The organism is Megalodesulfovibrio paquesii (assembly GCF_054653055.1).
In genome coordinates, this window is the sequence record NZ_BAAIGQ010000005.1 from 205,561 (window position 1) to 230,915 (window position 25,355).

The window sequence follows — 25,355 nt, forward strand, 5'->3', positions numbered from 1 at the left end:
CGGCAGCGTCGTGCTCATGGTCCACCTGGCGTGTATGCAAAGGGTCAGGGTATGTCCCAATTATACACGGTGCCACCCGTCTAGGCAACGAGATGGTTGCCTTTTATTGTGATTTTTCTACTTGTTTGGAGCCTGAGGCATGAGCTCGTTAGGCAGGTTGTTCAGGAGATTCGGCAGCAGCGGGAGGTTGCGCTCCACAATTTCCAGCACCAGGAGAGCCGGTTTGTTGGCCTCGATATAATCCGGATCCAGGGCGGCGTAGGTGGCGGTTTCCACATACTCAAAGTCCTGGGCCAGATATTGGGGCAGGAATTTGGAAAAGGAGTCGCCGTACAGAATGGCCCGCGGACGCTGCCGGCCTTCGGCGGCAGCCGTGGCGTTCCGGTCCACCAGGGGAGCCAGGAACTCGTGGTACTCCGGCATTTCCTCGGTCATGATGATCATGTTCGCCAGATCACCACCCGGAGTGGTCGTGGATGTCATGTTGTAGTTGCCCAGTTCCAGGGGGGCCCAGCTTGCGCCCGTTTCAGTCTGCAGGCGGTCAACCACACGCTGGCGCAGATGTTCCATGGCGTGGAGCGCCCCCACATTGGTCCAGTGTGTATCAGTCTTAAAGTAAATGTACTCGTTCTTGCGGGCCTTGAGGGCAGCGGTGGGATCCACCACCAGGGCCGTGGTATGCCTGGAGAGGTATTCCAGGAATTGCGCCATGCGGTTCGGGCGATCCACCGGGACAATGCTGGGGGGCAATTGCTCGGGAAAAATCATGGCCTTGTTCGGCGCAATGAACAGGGCAAAGACAATCCCCCGTTCCCGGCACCAAGCGTCCCAGGCGTTCAGGCCGGCAGCGATGAGGGCCAGCTGCGGTTCCGTCAGCAGCGTGGTGCCACGGTAGGAGGAGATGGGATCCGCCGTGGGTTCGGCCAGGGTGAAAAACAGCCAGCCATCGCGACCAAACACCACCTTGTTGACCTGAATGGCGCCCAAAACACGATATTTGAGCAGCACATAGCTCTTGATCATGAGGTTGCGCAGGCCAAAGTGGTCGGCATACCAGCGGTCGAACTGTTTGGGGAACCGGGACAGCTCCTTCATGGTGGTGGGCATCCCCGGCGCCTCGGCCTTGAAGCGCTGCTCGAAATCGCCGGATTGCAGCTCCAGGCCGGTCAGCTGGGTCAGGCCCGGCACCAGCAGCACCAGACAAAACACCACCGCAAGCGCCCATTGCAGCGGGCGGGAGAAGGGGGAAAGGCAGGTGTCAGGACGCTGCGTCATATGCTAAAACCGGAAGTAAATGAACGGGTTGTACGTGGACACCGCCGTCTGCAGCACGGAGAACAGCAGCACGATGGTCAGCAGGGCAAAGGCTGCCAGCTGCGGGGCCATGCGTCGCCCCTCCCCCTTGCACAGCCGTGCGAACTGGGAATAGGCCAGGGGGGTGGAGAACAGGGCCCCCAGAAGCAGCGCCCCAAGCAACTCGCTGTGCAGGTACTGCGAGGGCAGATGCAACACGTGTTCTGCAGCGTTGCCGCCAGCCATGGCCTTCAAATACTGCAGGGCATGCCCGAATTCCTCAATGCGGAAGAAGACCCAGCCCACGATGACCACCAGCAAGGCGTACAGGTGCCGCAGCGGACGCCACAGCCGGGCCAGCAGCTGGCCCAGAAACGCGCGCTCCAGCACCAGGAAGATCGAGTAATACAGCCCCCAGATCAGGAAGTTCCAGCTGGCGCCGTGCCAGATGCCGCACAGGGTGAACACGGCAAACAGGTTGAAATACGTCCGGAACGGCCCGCGGCGATTGCCGCCAAGGGGGATGTACAGATAATCCCGGAACCAGGTGGAAAGAGTCAGGTGCCAGCGCCGCCAGAATTCCTGGATGCTTTGGGAGATATAGGGATAGTTGAAGTTTTCCGGGAACTTGAAGCCGAGCATGGCCCCCAGGCCGATAGCCATGTCCGAGTAGCCGGAAAAGTCGAAGTAAATCTGCAGGCTGTAGCAGATTGCTCCCATCCAGGCCAGCCCCATGCTCAATTCGCCGGCTGGCAGGGCCATGATCTGGTCCGCCGCCGCGCCCAGGGTGTTGGCCAGCAGGGCTTTTTTGCCCAGGCCGAGCAAAAAGCGCTGGACGCCGTAACTCCATCCATCCAGCGTGATGTCCCGGTGTGCCATTTCGCGAGCCACGTCTTCATAGCGCACGATGGGGCCGGCAATAAGCTGGGGAAACAGCGCCACGTACAGCCCCACCCGGAAGGGGTTCCGTTGCGGCTCGCTGTGTCCGCGGTACACATCCATCAGGTAGGACATGCCCTGGAAGGTGAAGAACGAGATGCCGATGGGCAAATGCACTGGCGATTGCAGCAGCAGTAGCGGTCCGTGCCCCAGTGCGGCGGCCAGTTCATTGATATTGGCCAGCAGGAAGTTGAAATACTTGAAATGCAGCAGCAGGCCCAGGTTCACCGCCAGGGAGATCCCCAGCACCCACTGCTGCCGTGTCCGGCGGGCAGCGCGGTCCGCCGGCGGGGCCAGAAACAGGCCGGCCACCCAGTTCAGCAGAATGGACAGGAGCATGAGCCAATAATGATATGGCTCTCCCCACGCGTAAAACACAAGGCTCATCAACAGCAAAAAGCCATTGCGCGCCTGCCGGGGCAACAGCAGCGAGCCAGCCAGCACCAGCGGCAGGAACAAAAAAAGGAAGAGGGGAGAGCTGAATACCATAGGGTGCGCGTGCCGGGAAATGTGAAGGAAGGATAAGACGACGGCAGGCTTCTACGCCATTCCGGCAGGGATGGCAATGCCAAAAGCAACCGGCCAACCGGCACACCCCGCAGGATATTCCGGTTGGCCGGCTGACGAGACGCCAGGGGCAGAAAAGTGGTTATTTGCCAGTTTCCACAGGGTATTCAGCTTCCAGCCAGGCAGTGATGCCGCCGGGATGCCGGGAAACGTGCTTGTACCCCAGCTTGACGGCCCACAGGGCGCCATTATGGCTGCGGGTGCATTTGACAAAGCCGCAGTAGAACACAATGGGGCGGTTCAGGTCCGGACCCAGCAGGGCCTTGAATTGCTCAAGGGTCTTGCCGTCCGTCTTGGAGGGATCCCATTCGGCCATTTCCTCAATGGGGAACAGGAACTGCCTGGCGCCGGGAATGTGGTTCTTTTCATAAGAATCCACGAGAGGCATGGTGTCCACCACCAGCAAGTCCTTCACCTCGGCGAGTTTTTTCTGCAGCTCCTCGGTGGTCACCAGGGTGTAGCCACCGCGTTGCGTCTCCCGCACCAGGTTGACGGCTTTGGTTTCCAGGTCCATCTCTTTCTTCACCAGATCGGCGCCGGCAGGGACGGCCCAGCACAACAGCATCGCAGCGGCAACGACGAGACGCGCCAAACGCATGGCTCTACTCCTTGGGCTTACAGGTGGATGAGACTTTCCACCTGCCCTAGCCGGGAGGCAACCATGGAGGCAAATCGTTTGATGTGAGGAATTGCGATGCGATCTATAGAATAAAATAATGGCTACGGCTGCCAGTGGCGCAGTGTGCCCAGGGAGCGGAAGGCAGGCTGCTGTCTGCTTGCGAGCCAGGCGCGGACATAGCAGAACGCGCAACCGACGAGCATCCATAGGTCCCGGATCAGCGCCGCCTTGAGGCTTTCCGGCGAGGCTTCGTCCCCGGTGCCGAAGCAGCCGCAGTCGATGGAGAGCCCTTCAAGAATGCCCCACCACAACACGGCGACGAAAAAAAGCAGCATTGCGGTCACCACCGTAAGGCTGCCGCGAACATTGAAGATAAGCCCCAGCCCGGCCAATACTTCCAGCACGGGCAGCGAGTAGGCCACATAATCAATGTACTGCTCGGACAGGAGATTGTACTCCCAGATGGTGTAGGCAAAGGCTTCGAGATCGGCGAGTTTGTTCACACCGGCAATGACAAACAGCCCGCCGATGACGCAGCGGACGACGCGATGCAGCCAGGTAGAGGCCAGCACCTGCCGGATCTGGGAGGGGGACGAAGAAATCAGGCCACGAGACATGGTTTCTTTTCAACCCTTTCGAGGAAGACGTCAAGTGTTCCCGGCGCAGAAGCCAGCAAGAGACGCTTGTCTCGTGGGGGGGCTGGATGCTACCGTCCGTGCCAGTCTAGCAGCTGATTGTTGCGCCAGGAGTGGTCTGCCCCGTGTCCCGAAATTCCGTTTCCGCTGTGCATCAGCCATTGGTCGCGCTGGCCCTGGGCGCCGCGCTGGTTCTGACTGCGGCCGCGCTCTGGTTTCTGTGGACCACGAGCACCCCAGGTCCCACGGTGGTGCGCCAGGATGGTGCGCCACCGGACACCGCCGCCCGGGCCCGGCCCGTTCCGCCCGCCCCCGAGCAGTTGCGCCGTCCCGCCGTTCCTGATCCCGACCTTCCGCCGCCGGACGACCTGCTGACGGATCTGGCCGGCGCCGTGCTGGCCGGCTATGTGCCTGCGGTTCCCGGCGCAGTCGGCCGCGTCACCCTGGATCTGCCGGCCCTGGCAGGGCGGTATGCCCTTGCGGATGTGGGCGGCGTCTCGCCGGCCATGCTGAGTCTGGCGTATTTCATGGCTGCCGAACCGCTGGTGCAGCGCATGGCCTGGTGTGCCCGACAGCAGGGCGACGGGGCTGCGGCGCTGACCGCCACGGCCGCAACGGTCCGGGAACTGGCCGCCTGTCACGCCCCCCCGTCCTCTCCCAACTGCGCCTTTGCCCTGGAATTTCTGGCCGGGCTTGCCGGCAGCAATCCGCCGGAGCAGGCGGCTGTCCTGACGGCCAGAGCCCGCGTGCTGTTGCAGGATCTGGCCGCACGGCTGGACCGTGCGGCGCAGGACCGCTGAGCGCGACGGCCACTCGACATCTAAAAAACTATCTAGCAGGGGATCGTCTCCAAGAACCCGCCGCGCCCTGCGTCGGGGGTGCGGGCTAGGCCTGCTGGTTTTGCTGGGCTTCCAGCTTCTGGGTCTCCAGCAGGGCCAGTTCGGAGTTCTTGCTGCTTAACTGCGTGCTGAGGGTTTCGGCTTCAGCCGCCTTGGCAGGATCCTCCTCGGCCTTGGGCTGGACCTGCTGGAGTTTCTGCTCCAGTTCCTTGATTTCCTGTTCCAATTCCTCGATTTGCTCTTCCAGCTCCTCCACGGTGTCGGTGCTGCTGTCGCTCGACCCACCACCGCCGGCCGCACTGCCGCCGGAAGCCGCGACGCCCGCGCCGGAAATCGCTGCCGTGCCGCTGCTTTGAGTGGAGGAGGCCAGGGACTTGCCTTCCTCGGAGATGGAAACCGTGTCTCCCGAGGTGGTGGCGGTGCCGGCCGGGGTCGTTTCCTGATCGGCATCCAGGTAGCCACCGCTGGCCAGGCCCTGCAGGCTGTCCAGGCTGCCGGTTTGCGCAGCCTTGCTGAACATGGACGCGGCCGCGGTGAAGGCCGCCTGCTGGGTGGTGTCCGTGGCCGAGTCCGCGCTCTGGGTCAGGTTGTCGGCAATGCGCTGCATGGCGCTCTTGAAGCCGTCGGGGTCGCTGGAGGCCAGTTGCTGCAGGGAGCTCATCAGCTGGCCCAGGGAGGAGACGGAGGATTGGTCGCCACTGGAAGACTGGGCGGCCTGTGTGGAGGATTGCGAGCCGCTCAGACTCGTGCCCTGCAGGGATTGCAGGCCGGTGACGCCGGTGGAATACAGGTCGTACAGAGAATTGGTGGCAGCGATGGTGGACATGGTCAGCTCCTCGCAGTGTGTCGTGATGATACCATGCTCATCGGCAACTGCGAGCCACACTTGACCTTGCATCGCGTAATGATGCGTCTTGGAAGGTAAAGAAATGTAATGACGCTGCGGCCTCAGCTTATTGCGGTGGCACGAAGATGTTGTCGGCAAAGCGGATGTAGGTCCGGCCACCGATCTGGGTCTGGATGGTGTAGTTCAGGAACTGCGTGGCAGCCTGGGAACCGGCGCGCCGTTGCACAGCCAGCACGCCCCGGCAGCTGCGCCCGAGATTGTCCGGGGTTTGGCCCAGGGACTGGATGTCCGAGAGCGCCAGCCCGACCTCGCTGCCCACTTCCTGGCCCTGCCGCTGGGTGATCATGTCCCTGGCAATGCGCAGGGTAAGGTCAATCACTTTGGGGTCATCGCAGGCGGCAACCCCTTGGGCGGCGGCTGCGGCAGGCAACAGGGAAAAGAGCAGGGTCAGTAGAAGAAGACGTTTCATGTCGGAACCTTATGGGAGGATGCTTGCGCAAGCGGGAGCCGTGCCTGGCTGCATATCGCGGCCCGGGGCTTTGCGTCATGCAGAATGAATGCTGTGGCCTCTACCGCGAGCCGAACCGGGAATCAAGCAAGAATTTTCCCGCTGCTGTTGACGCCAGCCTACCGGACCGCGTACAGTTGCAGGCATTGCTGCACCCGGCCGGCGTCTCGTGCCGAGCCGCTTCCTGGTTTCATTCTCTTACCGTACCAAACAAAGACTGCCTTCATGTCCCGCAAAACCGCACTCATTACCGGCATCACCGGCCAGGACGGGGCGTATCTCGCCGAGCTCCTGCTGCAAAAAGGCTATCTTGTGCACGGCATCAAGCGCCGGGCCTCCCTGTTCAACACTGATCGTATCGATCATCTCTATCAGGATCCACATGAACAAGAGCGCCGTCTGTTCCTGCATTACGGCGACCTGACGGATTCCACCAATCTGATCCGCATCATTCAAGAGTCCCAGCCGGACGAGATTTACAACCTCGCCGCCCAGAGCCACGTCCAGGTGTCCTTCGATTCGGCCGAATACACGGCCAACGCCGACGCCCTGGGCACCCTGCGCATCCTGGAAGCCGTGCGAATTCTGGGACTTGAGCAGAAATCGCGTTTCTATCAGGCCTCCACCTCCGAGCTCTACGGCCTGGTCCAGGAAGTGCCCCAGACCGAGAAGACCCCCTTCTACCCCCGCAGCCCCTATGCCTGCGCCAAGCTCTACGCCTACTGGATCACGGTAAACTACCGCGAAGCTTACGATATGTTTGCCTGCAACGGCATCCTCTTCAACCACGAATCCCCCCTGCGCGGCGAAACCTTCGTCACCCGCAAGATCACCCGCGCCCTGGCCCGCATCGCCCTCGGCCTGCAGGAAAAGCTCTACCTGGGCAACCTGAATGCCCTGCGCGACTGGGGACATGCCAAGGATTACGTGGAGATGATGTGGATGATCCTGCAGCGCGACACCCCCGACGACTACGTGGTGGCCACGGGCGAGCAGCACAGCGTGCGCGAGTTCGTGACCCTGGCCGGCCGCGAGCTGGGCATGGAAATCGCCTGGGAAGGCGAGGGCGTGGCCGAGCGCGGGCTGCTGGCCGGGTTCACCCCGGGGCATATCGAGGTGGGCGGCCAGAAAATCCGCTTGGATTTCAAGGGGCTCAAGGTGGGCGACACCATCGTGGCCGTGGACCCGCGCTACTTCCGCCCCACGGAAGTGGAAACCCTGCTGGGCGACCCGAGCAAGGCCAAAGCGACCCTGGGCTGGGAACCGCGGATCAGCTTCCCGGAACTGGTTCAGGAAATGGCCCGCCATGATCTCATGGAGGCCATGCGCGACGAGATCCTCACGCGCGAGGGATACAGAATCTGTAATTATTTCGAATAAATAAAGAGTCAAACCTCCCTGCCAAGGGAAGGAAGTCATGACTGATCAAGGGTTGCACATCCTCATCGCCGACGATTCGCGCCCCCTGCGCACCGTGGCCCTGCACATGCTGCGCAAACTGGGCCGCTGCCAGGAAGCCTGCGACGGGCGCGAAGCCGTGTCGTTGTTCGAGGCCGCCTTGCGCCGCAAGGAGCCGTTTGATCTGGTGGTGCTGGATATCCTCATGCCCCGCCTCAACGGGGTGGATGCCCTGCGCGAGATCCGTCGCATGGAACAGCATCACGGGCTGGACGAAGATGGGCGCAGCAAGGTGGTCATGCTCACCAGCCTGGACGACCCGCGCTTCATGCTGGAAGCCCAGCTGGACGCTCAGGCCGATTATTACCTGACCAAACCTTTTGACAGCGACCAGATGCGCGAAGCGCTGGCCGGCCTGGGGCTGTTGCATGAATCGGGAACCACAGCACCGGTGTGTGATGACGAACCGGCCGACTAGCCTGGATCCCTGCCCGCCGGACATGGTGCACCTTGGCGTGGGGGAGGGTGGGTTCTTTGCCGCTCCCACGCTGGTGCGCACAGTGCTCGGCTCGTGCGTGGCAGTGACCTTCTTCAGCCCGGAACGCCGGATGGGCGGTATTTTTCACGGCCTGCTGCCAAGCTGGAAGGACTATGAATCCTCCCGGCCCGTGGGGGCGCTGTGCTTTCGGTATGTGGATAGCGCCATTGAACGGCTGGTGGAGGAATTTGCCAGCCACGGCGTGCCGCCCAGGCAGCTGGTGGCCAAGGCCTATGGCGGCGCCAATGCCCTGTTTCAGGAGAACATCAGCGTGGCCGGGCGCAACGTTGCCGTGGCCCTGGAGACCCTGACCCGGCTGGGGGTGCGGGTATCGGCCTCCAGCGTGGGGGGCTCCAAAAGCCGCAGGCTGGTCTTCCGCACCGATACGGGCGAGGTGCGGCAGCAGCTGCTGGGCGCCAAAGGGGATGCCGTGTGAAATCGTATCGCAAGGAATTGTGGTTCAATGTTCCGTCCCGACGGGGGTTTGTCAATATCACGCCAGAGGTGGAATCCTGCCTGGCCGAGTCCGGCATCCGGGAGGGGTTGTGCCTGGTGAACGCCATGCACATCACGGCCAGCGTCTTTATCAATGATGATGAATCCGGCCTGCATCATGACTACGAGCGCTGGCTGGAACGCCTCGCCCCCCACGAACCCGTCTCCCAGTACCGGCACAACGTGGGTGAGGACAATGCCGATGCCCACATGAAGCGGCAGCTCATGGGGCGTGAAGTGGTGGTTGCCGTGACAGAGGGCCGCCTGGACTTCGGCACCTGGGAACGGATTTTTTACGGCGAGTTCGATGGCCGGCGCCGCAAGCGCGTGCTGGTGAAGATCATTGGCGAATAAGGCCAAATAAGGGCAGCGGCGCCGCTCCCTGCTTGCACAAAACCTATCGCAGCGCTACAGACCTCGCATGCGCCGTCGCATGCCCACAACCGTATCGGAGAAAACATCCATGCATCGTTTGCTCGTCATCCTGGCCCTCGGGGCCATGCTTTCCCTGGCTGCCTGCCAGGACAATGCGGCCAAGGAAAACGCCTCCGCCAAAGCCGAAGCCCCCAAGGCCGCCGCGCTGGCCAATACCACGGCCAACACCACCACCGCGCCCGCTGCCGCGCCGGCTCCTGCCAGCACCAAGGCCGCGGCCATGTCCCTGGCAGTGGTGGACGAAAACCGGCTGTATGAAGAATCCACCCTTGGCATGGCCGCGCAGAAAATCATGACCGAGGCCAATGAAAAGCTGCAGGCCGAGCTGCGCGCCTTCCAGGAAGCCAAGAAGGACAACGCCACCGATGCCGACGCCGACGAATTCCGCAAGGCGGCCCAGGCCTATCAGGGCATCATGCGCTCGGCGCAGACCGCGCTCTTTGAGCAGCTGCATGCCAAGGTGGTCGAAGCCATCGCCACCTACCGCCAGCAGAAAGGGCTGGAGCTGATCCTGAGCAAGGAAAACGTGCTGGCCTACGGCACCCAGGCCGACGTGACCGAAGAGGTGCTGGCCCTGGTCAATGCCCTGCCCGTGGACGACCTGAAAGGCCCCGAGCTCAAGGACAAAAACAACCTGTTCGGCGCCCAGTAACTGTCCGGCATCACTGGTTCATTATCGCCCCGTCCTGCAGCATGCGCATCGTGTGCGCTGCGGGGCGGGGCGTTTTTGTTGCGGTTGCCGCGTGTATTGAGGTTGCCGCGCGTATTGCGGTTGCGATGGTTGACAGGCCCCTGCCTCTGGAGAAATACTACCGCATGCTGCATCCCGAATATGCTCCCAGCCACACCGGGGAGGGCAGGCAACCCCGGAAAAACCGGGAGGCGCCATCGCCCCTGACTGGAACACTTCCGGGCGAAGCGGTTGCCACCGTCCATTCCGGGGATGCGGAGCGTTTGCGCGGTACGTCTGCTCCCGAAGGGCGGCAGCCGCATCCGGTCTTTGCGCAGCTGGGCGTGCAGCCGCGCAGCCTGTTCGCACATGGCGACCGGCTGGAGCGGCTGACGAGGAGTCATCACGGGCTGTGGGACGGCCGATGCTGGATTGCCCTGCGCACCAGCGCCATCCGCCGGCCGTTCTGGGGCCTCAGGCGGCGCGTGGTCTCCTGCTTTGCCGCAAGCGACTGCTGGGCGGTGCTGCTGCTGGATGGCCCGGACTCCGGCTGGTTGCTGCCCGGTGCGCTGGCCGAAGGATTGATTCTGACCCGCCGCTGGCACCTGGCCAGGGACGACGAATACAAGATTCTGCCGCCCCTGCCAGGGAGCTGTCGTTTTGAGGGACTTGCCGCCGCCCGGAGGCTGCTGGGCGCGCTGTGAGCCTGGCGGGCCTCCCGGCTATTCGGCCGGAGCACCCTGTGAAGCTTCGCTTGCGGTGGCTGCCCCACCGGAAGTAACCGGTTGCGCCGCCGGCCGTTTTTCCCCCAGATCGCCAGAGGCAAACAAGGACTGGAGCAGCTTGGAGTACCGCGCGTCATAGCGGTTGGTATCCTCGGCCAGGGCCTTGCTGGCGTCCTTGGGCGTCATGGCATGCGCATAGGGCCGTTCGGTGATCATGGCGCAGAAGCTGTCGCACACGGCCATCAGCTTGCCGAAGCCGCTCATGTCGTTTTCGCCGATACGGCGGGGGTAGCCGGAGCCGTCCAGGCGTTCATGATGTTCGGAAATGGCCTGCTTCATCTCGTCGTAGGCCAGGCCGAGCTTGTCGGCCATTTTGAGACCGGCCAGGGGATGGGCGTTGATCTTGCTGCGCTCCTCCTGGGTCAGCGGCAGGGTCTTGGTCAGCAGAAATGCCGGCAGCTTGCACATGCCCATGTCATGCAGAAAAGCGGCCATGGCACTGCGGTCCAGTTCGCGGCGGCGGACCTCGCCGCGCTTGGTGGCCAGGAGCAGCCACAGGCCTACCACGCCGCAGTTCACGGAATGCGCCACCAGGGAATGCGTGGTCAGCAGCCGGCGCATGAGCGCCCGGATACGGTGCCAGTCTGCGGCAAGATATTCCGTCAGGACCATGATGTCCCGGTAGAGCTGCTCGAATACCGGCTGCACCGGTTGTTCAAAGAACGCGGCCAGGCGCAGCTGAAACGCCTGCATGAAGATATCCGCAATCTCCGGCTCATGCAGGTTGGCGTCCACCAGGACCAGATCCAGCTGCTTGCAGATGTGTTGCGAGTAGATGGGGTGGTCCGAACGCGAGACGAACAGCACGCCCTCCTCGCACATGGCAGCCACCTCTTCCACCTGCTGACTGGAGAGCCGCTGGCCCTTGCGGAAGTAAGGCTCCAGCGTGCCGATGTTCTCCCTGAAGCGAAAGAGATCCAGCGGCGGCCTGAATTTGGGAAAACTGACCAGGATTTCCTGGCTGATTTGATAATACTCTTCACTGATATTATCTGGAATGATGTTCTTCGCTGCAGCCATGCACGAACGCTCCCGTGGGGGATAATCCCACCACTGTTGCAATGTTGAAACAACGCGAGCAGCTGAAGGCCCGTGACGCGCCGTCCCGTCCTGGCCTGCACGACAGGGGGCCAAGGCCCGCTATTCCAACGTGTTGCCATGTCACTTCAAGCCGTTTCGCAACTCTGGCACGTTTGCCCTGACTGTGCAAGCCCCTTGCTGCAACAGTGGTAGGAGGTTGGGTGAATTTTATAGAAAGAGATTTACTTTTTGTTAAAGTTCTTTTAGACATGGTCTAGACCAAAAGTTGCAGCGCTCCTTGACAGTTCATGGGATTCCGGCGATGAAGTGGGAAATTGTGGTAAAAAGTGGTAGAAGGCAACAGCAGTCGGCGGGGTTCCGCCGGGTAAGATGGGCCGGACATGAGTTCCCAGCTTCTGTTTCGCGGGCGCATGCGGCGCACACTCGATCCCAAGCACCGGCTGATGCTGCCCGGGGCGTTTCGGGACGTGCTCGGCGCAAGGGCGCAGGGGCTTGCCTTGCCGGGTGCTGCTGGCGATCGCTTCATGCTCACCTGTTATGACGGGTGTCTGGCTGGGTTTCCCATGGCGGACTGGCAGGCCTTCGAGGCTTCCTTGGCGGCGGTGCAGAATGCCTCTCGCAGGCTGCGGGATTTCAGGCGGCTGGTGGTGGGCAGCGCGGAGGAGCTGGTGTTTGACCCGCAGGGGCGGGTCCGCTTGTCCGACGCGCATCTGGCCTATGCCGGCATTGAAAAGGACGTGGAGCTGGTGGGGCAGCTGGAGAAATTCGAAATTTGGAGCCCGGAGCGTCTGGCGCAGACGCTGGAACAGGATTTCAGCGACGTGGCTGCCGAGCTGGCGGACCGCGGGGTGGAAATTCCTCTGTAAGGTGGAGCGATGACGGACAGCGCGGCCATGCAGACAGCCAATGGACAACCCGGTTCCGGACCGGCGTCGGAGCAGGTGGTGCCCCGCCATGTCTCGGTGCTGGTGCCCGAGGTGCTGGAACTGCTTGCTCCCCGCGATGGCGGTCGCTACCTCGATGGCACCCTTGGCCTGGGCGGGCATGCCTGGGCGGTGCTCAACGCCGTGCGCGAGCAGGGCGGGCGGGCCGAGTTGCTGGGCATGGACCGCGACCCCCAGGCCCTGGCCCTGGCTCGCGAGCGGCTGGCCGAGTTTGGCGATGCTGTGCGGCTGGTGCATGCGCCGTTCAGTGCCTTTGAAGCTGCCCTGGACGAGGCCGGTTGGGACAAGGTGGATGGCGCGCTCCTGGACGTGGGCGTTTCGTCTCTGCAGCTGGATGATCCGGCGCGGGGCTTCAGTTTTCTGCATGACGGTCCCCTGGACATGCGCATGAACCAGCAGGACGACGCGCAGTCGGCCCTGCAGCTGGTGAACCGGGCCGGCTATGACGAGTTGAAGGAGATCATCAAGGAGCTTGGCGAGGAGCCCCTGGCCGGCAAGATCGCCCGGGCCATTGTGGACCGGCGCGCCAAGAAACCTTTTGAAATGACAAAGGATCTGGCCGAGGTCGTCTCCCTGGCTTATCCGCCGCAGCGAAGGCACACGGCGCGCAATCATCCCGCCACCCGCACCTTTCAGGGCCTGCGCATGGCGGTCAACCGCGAGCTGGATGAGCTGGGGGCCTTCCTGGAGCGCATTGTGCCGCGTCTGGTGGTTGGGGGGCGCGTGGCGGTGATCAGTTTTCATTCCCTGGAAGACCGCCTGGTCAAACTGGCGTTCAGGGAACAGGCGGCGGGCTGCGACTGTGGGCGCACTCCGCCCTGGTGCCGTTGTGGCAAGACGCCGGCAGTGAAGATTTTGACGAAAAAGCCGGTGGTGGCCAGCGAGCAGGAGCAGGCCGACAACAGCCGCTCGCGCAGCGCCAAACTTCGGGCGGCCGAGCGGCTGGAGCAGTCTGGCCAGCCACCTGCACCAGCCGCTCGGCGGCGCTGACCTGCAGCGCAGGCGTTGCACGGACGTTGTCAGGGAAGGAGCACGGAAGATGTTGCACATGACGCACGGCAGACCCGGCGCGGTAACGGGACTTGTCTCCCGCCTCGTCATGCGCTGGATGTTTCTGGTTGGCCTCACGGTGGTGCTGGCCGTGCTGCACGTGTGGCTGAACATTGAACGAGTGGATCTGGCGTACCGGTATCGCGCCATTGAAGAAGAGATTCAGAACAAGGCCAATCTGGTGAGCAAGCTGCAGCTGGAACGGGAAAACCTCATCTCGCCCTACCGGCTGCAGGACATGGCGGGCAAGCTCGGCCTTGCCCCTGCGCAACCAGGGCAGATTCGGAAACTGCCCCTGATGGCTGAAGGGACTGAGGCGGCCGGAATGGCTGACGCGGCACACGATTCCAGCACGGCAACGCCGTAAGCAGCAGGGTGTGACAGGCATGGCAACTGTGGCTCGGAACAGGCATATTTCGAACAAGCGACGCGCTCCCTCCCGCATGGGCGGTGGGTCCACTGGTGGGCTCAGGGGCGGGGCGTCCTCGTTTGCGCGTGGTGCGGCGGCAGGCGTCACCGGTGGTGTGGGCGCCTTGTGGCGCGCCGCCGGGACGTTCAAGGCTGCCGGCAAGGACACGCCGAAGCCTTCCGTCATGCGTCCTGCTCCGCCCATGCCTCCTGGTGCGGCGAGCTTTGCCGCCCGTCAGGACAAGGAACGAGTCAGCCGGGCGCTGCTTTCCGCCAAACTCAAGCTGACCATTGTTGCCTGCGTGTTTGGCGTGTTGTGGGCCTTGCTGTGGGTGCGCGCCGGCCAGTTGCAGATCATGCAGGGGCCAAAGCTGGCGGCCATGGCCCGCCGGCAGCATCTGGCCTCGCTCAAGGTGGCCGGCCCGAGGGGGCAGATTTTTGACCGGCACGGACTGGTGCTGGCCAAAAGCGTGGAATTCGCCTCCATCTACTGCCGTCCTGGCGAGGTGGACAATCCGAACCAGGCCGCGCCGGCCTTGGCCAAGGCCCTGCGTATCTCGCGGCAGGAAGCTTCCGCCAAACTGACCAGCAAGGAACCGTTCGTCTGGGTGCGCCGGCAGGTGGATGACCGCATGGCCGCCGCCGTGCGCGAAGCCAACATTCCCGGGGTCTACCTGACCGAGGAATACGGCCGGCAGTATCCGAGCACCATTCTGGCCGGGCAGCTGCTGGGCTTTGTGGGCCTGGACGACAAAGGCCTCTCCGGGCTGGAGCAGTCCTTTGACGAAGTCCTGCGCGGCAAGCAGATGACCGTCAGCTGGCAGCGCGACGCCGCCGGGCGGCCCCTGGCCATTGACGCCGAAGGCAACGACATTCGCCAGCAAATCAAGGGCGAAGACCTGCGTCTGACCCTGGATGCCACGGTGCAGATGCATGCCCAGGAAGCCCTGGCCAAGGCCGTGGCCGAAAGCCGGGCCCGCTGGGGCGGCGCCATCGTCATCGACGTGGCCACTGCCGAAGTCCTGGCCTGGGCCGAGTATCCCTTCTTCAACCCCAATGCCTTCCGGGACGCGCCCTCCAAGCTCTGGCGCAGCGGCATGGCCATCGATGCCCTGGAAATGGGGTCGGCCATGAAGCCACTGGTTATGGCCGTGGCGTTGCAGGAAGGCGTGGTGGACAAGTCCAGCCGCATCTTCTGCGAGAACGGCTCGTGGAAGGTGGCCAAAAACAGCATCAGGGACACGCACCCCTACGGGGAGCTGACCATGAGCGAGCTTATCCGCTATTCCTCCAACATCGGTTCTGCCAAGCTGGGCCTGCTGGTGGGGCGCGAAAAGCTGCGCGATTACTACGCCCGGCTTGGCTTTGGCCAGCGCGTGGGCCTGGGGCTCCCCGGCGAGGCCGCCGGCATCCTGCGTCCGGCCGGCGCATGGAAGGAAATCGATCTGGTGACCGCTTCCTTTGGACAGGGCTTCTCCGTGACCATTCCCCAGCTGGCCAAGGCCTATCTGTGTCTGGCCTACGACGGGGTGCTGCGTCCGCTCAAGCTCATCAAGGAACCTGCCCTGCAGGAAGAGACGCCAGGGGTGCGCGTGTTTGAACCGGGCGTGACCTGGGACGTGCTCTCCATGATGCAGGAAGTGGTGGAGCAGAACGGCACCGGCCGCAAGGCCAAGATTGATGGCATCACCGTGGCCGGCAAGACCGGTACGGCCCAGAAAGCCCGGCCCAACGGCGGCTATGGCGGCGAGTACGAAGCCGTGTTCGTGGGCGTGCTGCCGGTGGAAAATCCCAAGTATCTTATTGCCGTGGTGGTGGACGAACCGCAGACCAGCCACTATGGCGGCGTGGTATCGGCCCCGGCGTTCCGGGAAATCGCCATCAAGACCATGGCCTCCATGGGCACCTTGCCAGATGCCTCCGCGCTCCTGGCCCAGGAGGAGGAAGAACCTCCGCTTGAGCTGCTGGCGGAGGGACCGCCCTCGGCCGCCATTCTGCATCCCTTGCCCGAAGGCTCCGGCGCCAGCGTGCGCATGCCCGTGGTCCGCACAGCCATGGAAACGCCGCCGCTTCCCCCCGCGCCTGAGCCGGTGGTGGTTCCTGAACGCAAGCCCATCCCCGTGGCGGAAGGGCAGGTGCCGGATTTTCGTGGCTCCTCCCTGCGCACGGCCATGGAATGGTTTGCCCGCTACGGCGTCATGCCCGAAATCAAGGGCCAGGGGCTGGTGGTCTCCCGCCAGCAGCCGCCCGCCGGGTCCCCCTGGGAGGACAAGGATAGCGTCGCCCGCGCCAAGTGCGTCATCTGGCTGGGCAAGCACGGAGGCGCATCATGAGCGGCACGCCCATGACCTATGCCGACGTACAGGCGCTGGTGCGGCAGGGCGCAGGCGTGGCCTCGCATTCCGGCAAGGTGCGGGCCGGCGATGTCTTCGTGGCCTTGCCCTCACTGCGCGGCAGCGTGGACGGCGCGAGCTTTGCGGCCCAGGTGGCTGCTGTGGGCGCCGCCTGTCTGGTGGCGGCGGAAGACGCCGCGTTGCCGGATGCGCTCTCCATTCCCGTGGTCCGCGTGGCCGATCCACGCACTGTGCTGGGCGAACTGGCGGCCCTGCGTTTTGGCACGGGCGCGCTGCCCTTTCCGGTCGTCGGCGTCACCGGGACCAATGGCAAGACCTCCATTTGCGCCATGCTGGAGCATCTCTTTGCCGCAGCGGGCAAGGCCGTGGGCGTGCTGGGCACGGTTTCCTACCGTTGGCCCGGCGTCTCGCGTCCGGCGGCCCTGACCACACCCGGCTGCCTGGAACTGCACGAGATGCTGGCCAGCATGCGCGATGCCGGGACGGATATCTGTTTCATGGAAGTGGCCTCCCATGCCCTGGATCAGGCCCGGGTGGCCGGGGTGCGCTTTGCCGCAGCCGCCCTGACCAATATCACCCAGGATCATCTCGACTACCATCAGAGCATGGAAGACTACGCGCACACCAAGCGCCGGCTCTTCCTGGAATGGCCCGAGGCAGACAAGCGCACGGCCATCAACGCCGATGACGAATACGGCGCCCAGCTGCTTCGTGACATGCCCGGCAGCGTCGGCTACGGCCTTCAGCCCCGGCTTGCCCTGCCTGCGGACCGGCTGCTCAAGGGAGCGATCCTGGAACACAGCATCAACGGTCTCATCCTCGGCTGCAGTTTTAATGGTCAGGAATGGACCCTCAAGAGCCCCGTGGTCGGCGCGCACAATGCGTCGAACCTGCTGGCGGCCATGGCCGTGGCCCTGCAGTGCGGGCTGACGGTGGCGCAGTTGCAGGCCCTGGAAAGCTTCGTTGGCGTGTGCGGCCGGCTGGAGCGCGTGCCCAACGCCAAGGGGCGGCATGTGTTTGTGGATTATGCCCACACCCCGGATGCGCTGGAAAACGTGTTGCGGGCCCTGGACATGCTTCGTCGCGGGCGGCTTTTTGTGGTGTTCGGCTGCGGCGGCAATCGGGATCGCGGCAAGCGGCCGCTCATGGGCCGGGCCGTCTGCCGCTACGCCGACGTGGCCGTGCTGACTTCGGACAATCCGCGCAAGGAAGACCCCGAAGCCATCATGGATGATGTGCTGCCCGGGCTTTCGGCCTGCAAGGACGTCATCCGCATGGCCGATCGCCGCGCGGCCATCGCCGAGGCCTTGCAGCGCATGGACGAGGCGGACATCTGCGTCATCGCCGGCAAGGGGCATGAGGATTACCAGATCATCGGCGAAACCAAATATCCGTTCAGCGACCAGCAGGTGGTCCGCGACGTGCTCGGGAGCGTGTCATGACCGGCATGATCCTGGGGCAGATCGCCGCCGCCATGCAGGGCGTGCTCTCTGACGCTGCGCACGCGGACCGCGCGCCCACGTGCATCGCCACGGACAGCCGCACCGTGTCGGCCGGGGCGCTCTTTTTCTGCATCAAGGGCGAACGGTTCGACGGCCATGATTTCATCCGGGACGTCGCGGCCAAGGGCGCACTGGCCGCGGTGGTGGAGCAGGATGTGCCCGACGCGCCCATCCCCCCGATTCCCCCGATTCCCCTGATCCGCGTGGACGCCGTACTCCCGGCCCTGGGCCGGCTGGCTCTGGCGCACCGCCGGCAGTTCGCAGGCAAGGTGGTCGGCGTGACCGGCTCGGCCGGCAAGACCACGGTCAAGGAGTTGCTGGCGCATCTGCTGGCCGGCCTGGGGCCGGTGGCCAAAAACGCGCGCAACTTGAACAACCACATCGGCCTGCCCACCTCCATGCTCGCCGCCACAGGCGAGGAGGCCTTTTGGGTCATGGAGACGGGCGTGAATTTTGTAGGGGATATGGACCCCCTGGCCGCCATGCTGGAGCCGGATCTGGTGGTGGCGGTAAACGCCGGCGCGGCGCATCTGGAAGGCCTGCACGACGTGGCCACCGTGGCCAGGGAGAAGTGCAAGCTGGTCCGGGCCCTGCGCGAAGGCGGGATGGCAGTGGCCAATGCCGACATCCCGGAACTGCGCCAGGCCGTGCTCGACACGGGCAAGCCGGTGCGCTGGTTCAGTACTGTGAACGCGGCCGCGGCCGACTATCACTGCGAATTTCAGGGCTGTACGGAAACCGGCGGGCGATTTGCCCTTGCGCTTCGTGGGGAAGGCGTTGTAGTGGACGCACCCTTTGCCGCGCCCTTCCTGGCCCAGAGTCTGGCTGCAGCAGCCGGAACGGCCCATGCCCTGGGCGTGCCGGCGCAGCAGATTGCCGGGCGCCTGGCCACGGCCCAGCTGCCGGACCAGCGCTTCCAGGCCACCCGTGTTGGCCGCTGGCTGCTCATCGACGACTCGTACAACGCCAACCCCCTGTCCATGGCTGCGGTGCTGGAAGCGGCGCGGGTGATCGCCGGGCCGGCCAGGCTGGTGGCGGTGCTGGGGGAAATGCGCGAGCTGGGCGAGATGGCCGAAGCCGCCCACAAGGCCCTGGGCGCCCAGCTGACCGCTGCGATGCCTGCTGCGGTGTTCTGGACAGGCGGGCAGGGCGGGGCAGTGACGGCAGGGCTCAGGGATGCCGGCGGCGAGACGCCGGTGCGGATGCTGGAATCGCCCGAAGCGTTTGCGGAATCGCTGGCGGCGTTGTTCGACAAGGATGAGGAGGATGTGGTGGTGCTGTTCAAGGGGTCGCGGTCCAACAAGCTGGAACGCTATGTGGCCGCGTTGCGCGCCGTGCTGGAAGGAGCCTGCTGATGTTGTATTATCTGCTCTTTCCCCTGCACACGGAGCTGACGTTCTTTTACGTGCTTCGGTACATCACCTTCCGTTCCATCTGGGCCATGCTCACGGCGCTGGTGGTGACCATCATGATTGGTCCCACCTTCATCCAGTGGCTCAGGCGCATCAAGTTCGGCCAGTACATCCAGGAAGATTGCGTCAAGGCCCACATGGAGAAGGCCGGCACCCCGACCATGGGCGGCCTGCTCATGATTGCCGGCGTGGCCGTGTCCGTGCTCTTGTGGGGTGACCTGACCAACCATTACGTGTGGCTGTGCCTGATGGTCTTCCTGGGCTTCGGGTGCGTGGGCTTTGTGGACGACTACGCCAAGATCCGCAAAAAAAAGAATATGGGCCTGAGCGCGCGGGGCAAGTTCCTGCTGCAGGTCTTCATTGCCGGGCTGGCCATGCTGGCGCTGATTTACGAGCCGGCGTACAACACCACGCTCACCGTGCCCTTTGTCAAGGAATTCACGCCGGATCTCGGCTGGTTCTACCTGCCCTTCGCCATCTTCGTCATGGTCGGCTGCTCCAACGGGGTGAACCTGACCGACGGGCTGGACGGCCTGGCCATTGGCCCGTCCATCGTGGCCTGGGTCTGCTTTGCCGTGTTCGTGTACGTGGCCGGGAACAAGCTGGCCTCCAGCTATCTGTATGTCTCGTACATTCCCGGTGTGGGTGAGACGGCCATCTTCTGCGGCGCGCTTATCGGCGCGGGGCTAGGCTTTCTCTGGTTCAACGCCTACCCGGCCCAGGTGTTCATGGGCGACGTGGGCTCCCTGTCCATCGGCGGGGCGCTGGGCTTCGTGGCCGTGCTGGCCAAGCAGGAGCTGGTGCTGCTCATCGTGGGCGGGCTGTTTGTGGTGGAGACGCTTTCGGTGATTCTGCAGGTCGGGTGGTTCAAGGTCAGCGGCGGCAAGCGGATTTTCAAGATGGCCCCGCTGCACCACCACTTCGAGCTGCAGGGAATTCCGGAATCCAAGATCATCATCCGCTTCTGGATCATGTCCATTTTGCTGGGCTTTGCGGCCCTGTCCACCCTCAAGCTGCGGTGAGTTTGTCATGACGGCCACTTCCGTTTCCCTGCCTCAATGCTTCGCCGGTACCCGTGCCGCGGTGGTCGGCCTGGGCCGTTCCGGCGTGGCTGCGGCCCGCTTGCTGCTGGCGACGGGCGCGAGTGTGCGGCTCATTGACCAGCAGGAAGACCGCTGCCGCGACGTGGCCGACGCGCTGAGAGCGGAATACCCTGCCGCAGTGGTGAACATCGCCTCCGGCCCGCATCATGCCGGCCAGTTCGAGGGGCTGGATCTGGTGACCATGAGCCCGGGCGTGGCCGTGGCCAAGATCAGGCCCTTCCTTCCCGCGGAAAACGCGCCGGAGGTGCTGGCCGAGATGGAGCTGGCCGCGCGCTTCACCAGCATCCCCATGCTGGCCGTGACCGGCACCTCGGGCAAGACCACCACCGTGACGCTGATGGCCCGGATGCTGGAAGCGGCGGGCAAACAGGTGTTTCTGGGCGGGAACATCGGCACGCCCCTGGCCGAGTTCGTGCTTTCCGGCGAAACGGCCGACGTCTTGGTGCTGGAGATTTCCAGCTTTCAGCTGCAGACCTGCACCACTTTTCATCCCCGGGTGGGGGCCTTCCTGAACCTGACGCCCAACCACCTGGATTATCACGTGGACATGGAAGAGTACCTGGAGGCCAAACTCCGGCTTTTCACGCACATGGCGGCGGATGATCTGGCGGTGATTCATCGATCCCTGCAGCCCGAGATCGAGCGCCGCGGCGGAATCGCCGCGCCGGTCCGCTGGTTTGACGAAACCAGCGAGATTTCCGCCGGCCGGCTGCTGGGCGCGCACAACCGGGCCAATGTCCAGGCTGCCTGGCTGGCCACGTCCTTTTTTGGGGTGACCAAGACGCAGGCCCGGGCTGCCGTGGACGCCTTCGAGCCGCTGCCACACCGCATCCAGCCCGTGGCCGAGGTCAAGGGTGTGCTCTTTGTGAACGATTCCAAGGCCACGACGCCCGATGCCATGGCTGCGGCCATCCGCAGCGTGGAGCGGCCGGTGCGTCTGCTGGCTGGAGGCGTCTTCAAGGGCGGGGACCTGACGGAACTGATCCCGCTTCTGCAGGAAAAAGTCGTCCAGGTGGCGCTGTTCGGGGCCAATCGGGACGTTTTCGAGCAGGCCTGGAAGGATGTGGTCCCGGTCAGCTGGGATGACAGTCTGGAAGAAGCCACCCGGCGGTTGTTCGCCGCGGCCAAGCCGGGCGAGGCCATTCTGCTTTCGCCGGCCACGGCCAGTTTTGACCGCTATTCCGGCTATGTGGCGCGGGGCAAGGACTTTGTCCGCGTGGCCGAACTGCTGGCAGGGGAACAGGCATGAGTTCCGTACGCATCGCCATGAACGCCTCCGGGCCGCCGGCACCGCCGCGGATGATGAAAACCGCCGGTTCGGGTGGTTCGTCCTTTGACGCCGACTGGCTGGGGCGCATGGATTTCCTGCTGTTGGGGCTTACCCTGCTGCTGACGCTCTTCGGGCTGGTGATGGTGCTTTCGGCCAGCGGGGTCATGGCCTCGCGGCAGTTTGGCGGGGCGTATCACTTCTTCATCCGGCAGTGCATTTTTGCGGTGGTGGGGCTGGGCATCATGAGCTTTTTGGCGGCGGTGCCGTTGCAAAAGATCTACAACATGACCTACCCCATGCTGCTGGCCACCACCATCTTGCTGCTGGCGGTCATCGCCTCGCCCCTGGGGGTTACTGCCAACGGGGCCACACGGTGGATCAAGCTGGGATTCTTCAACTTCCAGCCCATGGAAATGGCCAAGATCACCCTGGTGCTGTATCTGGCCTGGTTTTTCTCGGAAAAGCAGGACATGGTCGGCCGGTTCTGGGTGGGCGTGGTGCCACCGTTTTTCGTCACCGGCGTGTTTGCCGGGCTGACGCTGTTGCAGCCGGACTTTGGCGGGGCAGCCATGATGACCATGCTGCTCTTCCTGCTGTGTCTGGTGGGCGGGACGCGGTTTGTGTTCCTGGGCGGGTCTGTGGCCCTGGCCGGCATGGCCGGCTGGCTGCTCATCGTCAACTCCCCCTACCGCTGGAAGCGGTTCACGGCCTTCCTGGATCCCTTTGCCGACGCGCGGGACACCGGCTATCAGCTGGTGCAGTCCATGTACGCCTTCGGCTCCGGCGGGCCCCTGGGCGCGGGGCTGGGCGCGTCCAAGCAAAAGCTTTTCTTCCTGCCCGAGGCACACAACGACTTCATCATGGCCGTGGTGGGCGAGGAGCTGGGATTCGCGGGCGTGACGGCGGTGTTCATCTTCATGGGGCTGCTCTGCTGGCGGGCCTTCCATATTGCCATGACCCTGGAAAACCTGCGCGACCGGCTCACGGCGTATGGCCTGACGCTGATCATCACCCTGGGCGCGGTACTGAACATGGCCGTGGTCCTGGGCGCTGCGCCGCCCAAGGGCGTGCCCATGCCGTTTTTGAGCTACGGTGGCTCCTCGCTGCTGGGGGCCATGGCCTGTGTGGGCCTGCTGTTGAATCTGTCGCGACAGCCACGCGGCAATCGCTCCCTTGGCGGTCTGGGAGGCGGACGGTAATGGCACTGGAACGCGTTCTGCTCACCACCGGCGGCACCGGTGGCCACATCTTCCCGGCGCTGGCCGTGGCCGAGGCCCTGCGCCAGGCACGCGGCGGCAGCGGTGCGGAGTCGGTGCGGCTGCTCTTCGTGGGCGGGCAGAGCGGGCCCGAGGCGCGGTTGTGCGCCAGGGCGGGCATTGAATTTCTGGGCCTGCCAGTACGCGGGGTCATCGGCCGCGGGGTCAAGGCCATAAGCGCCATGGCCGCGCTGGTGCAGTCGTTCTTCCAGGCCTTGCGGATCCTGCGCCGGTTCCGGCCGCAGGTGGTGGCCGGGTTCGGCGGCTATGCCTCCTTCCCGTCCATGGCCGCGGCAGCCGTGCTGGGTTTGCCCACGGCCCTGCACGAGCAGAACAGCGTGCCCGGCGTGAGCAACCGGCTCCTGGCCCGCACGGCGCGCACCGTGCTGCTTTCCTTTCCCGATGAACTGCAGCGATTTCATGCTGGTAAGACCGTGCTGACGGGCAATCCCGTGCGCCGGGATATCGCAGCCCTGCATGAGACGCCGCAGGCGGTGTCGGGTGAGAAGCGGCTGCTGATTCTTGGCGGCAGCCAGGGGGCAGTGGCTGTGAATGACGCCATCATCGCCGCCCTGCCCAGACTGCGCGAGGCCGGAGTGTCCATCCTGCACCAGGCCGGCGAGCGTGACGCCACCCGTGTCCGCGCGGCCTACGAAGCCGCCGGCTGGGACGGCAGCTGTGTCCAGGCCTTCATGGACGACATGGCCGGCGCGTACGCCTGGGCCGATCTGGCCGTCTGCCGCGCCGGGGCTTCCACGGTGTTCGAGCTGGCCGCGGCCGGACTGCCGGCGGTGTTCATCCCGTTTCCCTTTGCCACGCACAACCATCAGGCCGTGAACGCCCGGCATCTGGAACGGGCCGGGGCAGCCATTTGCATCGAGCAGCAGCAGCTGGCCAGCCGAGATCTGGCCGGTGAAGTGCTGGCGCTTTTCTCCAACCCTGAACGGCTGGCCGCCATGGGGCAGGCCGCCAGAGCCTGGGCCCGGCCCGGGGCGGCAGCGGACATCGCCGCGGCCCTGGAACGGCTGGCAGACGGGACCCAGGCAAGGACCATTGCATGATTACGAGCACGGGACATCAAATGCGCACCCGGGTGCGCCGCATGCACATGCTGGGCATCGGTGGCGCGGGCATGAGCGGCATCGCCGAGGTGCTGCTGAACCTGGGATATACCGTCTCCGGCTCGGACCTGTCCGACGGCCCGGTGGTCCAGCGCCTGCGGGAGCTGGGGGCCACCATTTACAAGGGGCATGCCCGCGGACAGGTGGGCGAGGCGGATGTGGTGGTCAAATCCACCGCCATTTCTTCCGAAAACCCCGAGCTGCAGGAAGCCATGGAACTGGGCGTGCCGATCATCCCGCGCGCCGAGATGCTGGCCGAGCTCATGCGCCTGAAGGCCGGCGTGGCCGTGGCCGGGACGCACGGCAAAACCACCACCACGTCGCTTTTGGCCGGAATTTTTGAGGAAGCCGGGCTGGACCCTACGGTGATCATCGGCGGCCGCCTGAACGCCTACGGCTCCAACGCCCGGCTGGGCGAGGGCGACTATCTGATCGCCGAGGCCGACGAGAGCGACGGCTCCTTCCTCTGCCTCTTCCCGCTCATCGCCGTGGTCACCAACGTGGACGCCGATCATCTGGATCATTATCCGAATCTGGAAGCCATCGACGCGGCCTTCATCCAGTTCATGAACCAGATTCCCTTCTACGGCCGCAACGTCGTCTGCGGGGATGACCCCGGCGTGCAGCGGCTGCTGGGCCGGGTCAAGCGGCCGGTGCTGCTCTATGGCTTCGGGCTGCACAACCAGCTGCGGGCCGAGGTGTTGGAATGTTCGGACATCTCCCGTTTCCGCGTCCTGCTGGACGGCAAGGAAGTGGGGGAGGTGCGGCTCCATCAGCCCGGCCGGCACAATGTGCTCAACGCCCTGGGGGCCATCGGCGTGGCCCTGGAGGCCGGGATTCCGCTGGACACGGCCTTTGCCGGGCTGGAGCATTTCCGCGGCGTGGGGCGGCGATTTGAGCGCAAGGGCGAGAAGGATGGCATTCTGGTCATCGACGATTACGGGCACCACCCGGCGGAAATCCGCGCCACCCTGGAAACGGCCAGAAGCTGCTTCCCGGGGCGGCGGCTGGTGCTGGCCTTCCAGCCACACCGCTTCACGCGGACGCAAGCGCTGTTTGGCGACTTCTGCAAAGTGTTTTCCACCGTGGACAAACTGCTGCTCACGGAAATTTATCCCGCCTCCGAGGCGCCCATCCCCGGCGTGAGCGGGCAGAGCTTGGCCCAGGGCATCCGGCAGATTTCCAATACCGATGTGACCTACTGCGCGGACTTTGCCGCCGTGCTGCAGGCCCTGCCGGACGTGCTGCAGCCCGGGGACATTTTCATGACCATGGGCGCGGGCAACATCTGGACCGTGGGCAGGGACTGGCTGGAGTCGTGAGGGA

Annotated in this window: 25 protein-coding genes; 18 read left to right on the forward strand and 7 right to left on the reverse strand. The window is 64.3% G+C overall.

From position 1 onward, the window contains the following. Nucleotides 1-117: 117 nt before the first annotated feature. The 4 genes from ACYQ00_RS07440 to ACYQ00_RS07455 form a co-directional block, all read right to left on the reverse strand. On the reverse strand, nucleotides 118-1,275 hold the full coding sequence (locus ACYQ00_RS07440; RefSeq protein WP_460031504.1) for an alginate O-acetyltransferase AlgX-related protein: 1,158 nt from the start codon (nucleotides 1,273-1,275) through the stop codon (nucleotides 118-120). Between the two features lie 3 nt (nucleotides 1,276-1,278). Further along, a complete protein-coding gene (locus ACYQ00_RS07445) occupies nucleotides 1,279-2,721 on the reverse strand; it encodes an MBOAT family O-acyltransferase (protein WP_460031505.1) in 1,443 nt (480 codons plus the stop codon). Between the two features lie 160 nt (nucleotides 2,722-2,881). Then, nucleotides 2,882-3,397 carry a rhodanese-like domain-containing protein gene (locus ACYQ00_RS07450; protein WP_460031506.1) on the reverse strand — a complete coding sequence of 172 codons (516 nt, stop codon included), beginning with the start codon at nucleotides 3,395-3,397 and terminating at the stop codon, nucleotides 2,882-2,884. A gap of 122 nt (nucleotides 3,398-3,519) precedes the next feature. Continuing rightward, the gene (locus tag ACYQ00_RS07455) at nucleotides 3,520-4,035 is read right to left on the reverse strand and encodes a MauE/DoxX family redox-associated membrane protein (protein ID WP_460031507.1); all 516 of its coding nucleotides are present in this window, start codon (nucleotides 4,033-4,035) and stop codon (nucleotides 3,520-3,522) included. A 143-nt stretch (nucleotides 4,036-4,178) separates the two neighbouring features. Between ACYQ00_RS07455 and ACYQ00_RS07460 the strand changes: the two genes are divergently transcribed. After that, a complete protein-coding gene (locus ACYQ00_RS07460) occupies nucleotides 4,179-4,853 on the forward strand; it encodes a hypothetical protein (protein WP_460031508.1) in 675 nt (224 codons plus the stop codon). Nucleotides 4,854-4,938: 85 nt separating this feature from the next. Here ACYQ00_RS07460 and ACYQ00_RS07465 read toward each other — a convergent pair whose 3' ends face one another. Next, nucleotides 4,939-5,718, reverse strand: coding sequence for a hypothetical protein (locus ACYQ00_RS07465; protein WP_460031509.1), 780 nt, complete (start codon nucleotides 5,716-5,718; stop codon nucleotides 4,939-4,941). A 127-nt stretch (nucleotides 5,719-5,845) separates the two neighbouring features. Further along, nucleotides 5,846-6,208 (reverse strand): hypothetical protein, encoded by a 363-nt coding sequence (locus ACYQ00_RS07470; protein WP_460031510.1) that lies wholly within the window; start codon nucleotides 6,206-6,208, stop codon nucleotides 5,846-5,848. A gap of 264 nt (nucleotides 6,209-6,472) precedes the next feature. Between ACYQ00_RS07470 and gmd the strand changes: the two genes are divergently transcribed. The 6 genes from gmd to ACYQ00_RS07500 all read left to right on the forward strand — a co-directional run bounded on the left by gmd (nucleotide 6,473) and on the right by ACYQ00_RS07500 (nucleotide 10,487). Next, nucleotides 6,473-7,627 carry a GDP-mannose 4,6-dehydratase gene (gene gmd / locus ACYQ00_RS07475; RefSeq protein WP_460031511.1) on the forward strand — a complete coding sequence of 385 codons (1,155 nt, stop codon included), beginning with the start codon at nucleotides 6,473-6,475 and terminating at the stop codon, nucleotides 7,625-7,627. Between the two features lie 37 nt (nucleotides 7,628-7,664). Continuing rightward, nucleotides 7,665-8,123, forward strand: coding sequence for a response regulator (locus ACYQ00_RS07480; RefSeq protein WP_460031512.1), 459 nt, complete (start codon nucleotides 7,665-7,667; stop codon nucleotides 8,121-8,123). Next, nucleotides 8,104-8,619: a chemotaxis protein CheD gene (locus ACYQ00_RS07485; RefSeq protein WP_460031513.1), complete on the forward strand. Its 516-nt coding sequence runs from the start codon at nucleotides 8,104-8,106 to the stop codon at nucleotides 8,617-8,619. The genes ACYQ00_RS07480 and ACYQ00_RS07485 overlap by 20 nt, the downstream gene beginning before the upstream one ends. Continuing rightward, nucleotides 8,616-9,032, forward strand: a complete 417-nt coding sequence (locus tag ACYQ00_RS07490; RefSeq protein WP_460031514.1) for a secondary thiamine-phosphate synthase enzyme YjbQ — start codon at nucleotides 8,616-8,618, stop codon at nucleotides 9,030-9,032. Before ACYQ00_RS07485 ends, ACYQ00_RS07490 begins: the two co-directional genes overlap by 4 nt. A 109-nt stretch (nucleotides 9,033-9,141) precedes the next feature. Continuing rightward, nucleotides 9,142-9,765: an OmpH family outer membrane protein gene (locus tag ACYQ00_RS07495; protein ID WP_460031515.1), complete on the forward strand. Its 624-nt coding sequence runs from the start codon at nucleotides 9,142-9,144 to the stop codon at nucleotides 9,763-9,765. Between the two features lie 302 nt (nucleotides 9,766-10,067). Then, nucleotides 10,068-10,487 carry a hypothetical protein gene (locus ACYQ00_RS07500; protein WP_460031516.1) on the forward strand — a complete coding sequence of 140 codons (420 nt, stop codon included), beginning with the start codon at nucleotides 10,068-10,070 and terminating at the stop codon, nucleotides 10,485-10,487. A gap of 18 nt (nucleotides 10,488-10,505) precedes the next feature. Here ACYQ00_RS07500 and ACYQ00_RS07505 read toward each other — a convergent pair whose 3' ends face one another. After that, nucleotides 10,506-11,588: an HD-GYP domain-containing protein gene (locus ACYQ00_RS07505; protein WP_460031517.1), complete on the reverse strand. Its 1,083-nt coding sequence runs from the start codon at nucleotides 11,586-11,588 to the stop codon at nucleotides 10,506-10,508. Between the two features lie 401 nt (nucleotides 11,589-11,989). On the opposite strand from ACYQ00_RS07505, the gene ACYQ00_RS07510 reads away from it, so the two are divergent. The 11 genes from ACYQ00_RS07510 to murC all read left to right on the forward strand — a co-directional run bounded on the left by ACYQ00_RS07510 (nucleotide 11,990) and on the right by murC (nucleotide 25,351). Next, nucleotides 11,990-12,475, forward strand: coding sequence for a division/cell wall cluster transcriptional repressor MraZ (locus ACYQ00_RS07510; RefSeq protein WP_460031518.1), 486 nt, complete (start codon nucleotides 11,990-11,992; stop codon nucleotides 12,473-12,475). Between the two features lie 27 nt (nucleotides 12,476-12,502). Next, nucleotides 12,503-13,543 (forward strand): 16S rRNA (cytosine(1402)-N(4))-methyltransferase RsmH, encoded by a 1,041-nt coding sequence (gene rsmH / locus ACYQ00_RS07515; protein WP_460032493.1) that lies wholly within the window; start codon nucleotides 12,503-12,505, stop codon nucleotides 13,541-13,543. 49 nt (nucleotides 13,544-13,592) lie between these two features. Further along, the gene (locus ACYQ00_RS07520) at nucleotides 13,593-13,970 is read left to right on the forward strand and encodes a hypothetical protein (protein ID WP_460031519.1); all 378 of its coding nucleotides are present in this window, start codon (nucleotides 13,593-13,595) and stop codon (nucleotides 13,968-13,970) included. A gap of 157 nt (nucleotides 13,971-14,127) precedes the next feature. Further along, nucleotides 14,128-16,344 (forward strand): penicillin-binding transpeptidase domain-containing protein, encoded by a 2,217-nt coding sequence (locus ACYQ00_RS07525; RefSeq protein ID WP_460031520.1) that lies wholly within the window; start codon nucleotides 14,128-14,130, stop codon nucleotides 16,342-16,344. Beyond that, entirely contained in the window at nucleotides 16,341-17,807 is a 1,467-nt protein-coding gene (locus ACYQ00_RS07530; RefSeq protein ID WP_460031521.1) for a UDP-N-acetylmuramoyl-L-alanyl-D-glutamate--2,6-diaminopimelate ligase, read from the forward strand. The genes ACYQ00_RS07525 and ACYQ00_RS07530 overlap by 4 nt, the downstream gene beginning before the upstream one ends. Continuing rightward, complete coding sequence (locus ACYQ00_RS07535) at nucleotides 17,804-19,222, forward strand: UDP-N-acetylmuramoyl-tripeptide--D-alanyl-D-alanine ligase (RefSeq protein ID WP_460031522.1); 1,419 nt, start codon at nucleotides 17,804-17,806, stop codon at nucleotides 19,220-19,222. Before ACYQ00_RS07530 ends, ACYQ00_RS07535 begins: the two co-directional genes overlap by 4 nt. Next, nucleotides 19,222-20,301, forward strand: coding sequence for a phospho-N-acetylmuramoyl-pentapeptide-transferase (gene mraY / locus ACYQ00_RS07540; protein WP_460031523.1), 1,080 nt, complete (start codon nucleotides 19,222-19,224; stop codon nucleotides 20,299-20,301). The genes ACYQ00_RS07535 and mraY overlap by 1 nt, the downstream gene beginning before the upstream one ends. Before the next feature lie 7 nt (nucleotides 20,302-20,308). Then, nucleotides 20,309-21,631: a Mur ligase family protein gene (locus ACYQ00_RS07545; protein WP_460031524.1), complete on the forward strand. Its 1,323-nt coding sequence runs from the start codon at nucleotides 20,309-20,311 to the stop codon at nucleotides 21,629-21,631. Next, nucleotides 21,628-22,851 carry a putative lipid II flippase FtsW gene (gene ftsW, locus ACYQ00_RS07550; protein WP_460031525.1) on the forward strand — a complete coding sequence of 408 codons (1,224 nt, stop codon included), beginning with the start codon at nucleotides 21,628-21,630 and terminating at the stop codon, nucleotides 22,849-22,851. The genes ACYQ00_RS07545 and ftsW overlap by 4 nt, the downstream gene beginning before the upstream one ends. Beyond that, nucleotides 22,851-23,969, forward strand: a complete 1,119-nt coding sequence (gene murG / locus ACYQ00_RS07555) for an undecaprenyldiphospho-muramoylpentapeptide beta-N-acetylglucosaminyltransferase (protein WP_460031526.1) — start codon at nucleotides 22,851-22,853, stop codon at nucleotides 23,967-23,969. Before ftsW ends, murG begins: the two co-directional genes overlap by 1 nt. A 20-nt stretch (nucleotides 23,970-23,989) precedes the next feature. Then, nucleotides 23,990-25,351, forward strand: a complete 1,362-nt coding sequence (gene murC / locus ACYQ00_RS07560; protein WP_460032494.1) for a UDP-N-acetylmuramate--L-alanine ligase — start codon at nucleotides 23,990-23,992, stop codon at nucleotides 25,349-25,351. Nucleotides 25,352-25,355: the final 4 nt, after the last annotated feature.

What these genes read in the sequence shown, in the direction of transcription:
- murG (WP_460031526.1), top strand. Translation starts at nt 22,851, where the DNA reads ATGGCACTGGAACGCGTTCTGCTCACCACCGGCGGCACCGGTGGCCAC.
- murC (WP_460032494.1), top strand. Translation starts at nt 23,990, where the DNA reads ATGCGCACCCGGGTGCGCCGCATGCACATGCTGGGCATCGGTGGCGCG.
- ACYQ00_RS07545 (WP_460031524.1), top strand. Translation starts at nt 20,309, where the DNA reads ATGACGGCCACTTCCGTTTCCCTGCCTCAATGCTTCGCCGGTACCCGT.
- rsmH (WP_460032493.1), top strand. Translation starts at nt 12,503, where the DNA reads ATGCAGACAGCCAATGGACAACCCGGTTCCGGACCGGCGTCGGAGCAG.
- ACYQ00_RS07495 (WP_460031515.1), top strand. Translation starts at nt 9,142, where the DNA reads ATGCATCGTTTGCTCGTCATCCTGGCCCTCGGGGCCATGCTTTCCCTG.
- ACYQ00_RS07480 (WP_460031512.1), top strand. Translation starts at nt 7,665, where the DNA reads ATGACTGATCAAGGGTTGCACATCCTCATCGCCGACGATTCGCGCCCC.
- ACYQ00_RS07470 (WP_460031510.1), bottom strand. Translation starts at nt 6,208, where the DNA reads ATGAAACGTCTTCTTCTACTGACCCTGCTCTTTTCCCTGTTGCCTGCC.
- ACYQ00_RS07450 (WP_460031506.1), bottom strand. Translation starts at nt 3,397, where the DNA reads ATGCGTTTGGCGCGTCTCGTCGTTGCCGCTGCGATGCTGTTGTGCTGG.
- ACYQ00_RS07455 (WP_460031507.1), bottom strand. Translation starts at nt 4,035, where the DNA reads ATGTCTCGTGGCCTGATTTCTTCGTCCCCCTCCCAGATCCGGCAGGTG.
- mraY (WP_460031523.1), top strand. Translation starts at nt 19,222, where the DNA reads ATGTTGTATTATCTGCTCTTTCCCCTGCACACGGAGCTGACGTTCTTT.
- ACYQ00_RS07535 (WP_460031522.1), top strand. Translation starts at nt 17,804, where the DNA reads ATGACCGGCATGATCCTGGGGCAGATCGCCGCCGCCATGCAGGGCGTG.
- ACYQ00_RS07530 (WP_460031521.1), top strand. Translation starts at nt 16,341, where the DNA reads ATGAGCGGCACGCCCATGACCTATGCCGACGTACAGGCGCTGGTGCGG.
- ACYQ00_RS07485 (WP_460031513.1), top strand. Translation starts at nt 8,104, where the DNA reads ATGACGAACCGGCCGACTAGCCTGGATCCCTGCCCGCCGGACATGGTG.
- ACYQ00_RS07465 (WP_460031509.1), bottom strand. Translation starts at nt 5,718, where the DNA reads ATGTCCACCATCGCTGCCACCAATTCTCTGTACGACCTGTATTCCACC.
- ACYQ00_RS07510 (WP_460031518.1), top strand. Translation starts at nt 11,990, where the DNA reads ATGAGTTCCCAGCTTCTGTTTCGCGGGCGCATGCGGCGCACACTCGAT.
- ftsW (WP_460031525.1), top strand. Translation starts at nt 21,628, where the DNA reads ATGAGTTCCGTACGCATCGCCATGAACGCCTCCGGGCCGCCGGCACCG.
- ACYQ00_RS07445 (WP_460031505.1), bottom strand. Translation starts at nt 2,721, where the DNA reads ATGGTATTCAGCTCTCCCCTCTTCCTTTTTTTGTTCCTGCCGCTGGTG.
- ACYQ00_RS07505 (WP_460031517.1), bottom strand. Translation starts at nt 11,588, where the DNA reads ATGGCTGCAGCGAAGAACATCATTCCAGATAATATCAGTGAAGAGTAT.
- ACYQ00_RS07440 (WP_460031504.1), bottom strand. Translation starts at nt 1,275, where the DNA reads ATGACGCAGCGTCCTGACACCTGCCTTTCCCCCTTCTCCCGCCCGCTG.
- gmd (WP_460031511.1), top strand. Translation starts at nt 6,473, where the DNA reads ATGTCCCGCAAAACCGCACTCATTACCGGCATCACCGGCCAGGACGGG.
- ACYQ00_RS07520 (WP_460031519.1), top strand. Translation starts at nt 13,593, where the DNA reads ATGTTGCACATGACGCACGGCAGACCCGGCGCGGTAACGGGACTTGTC.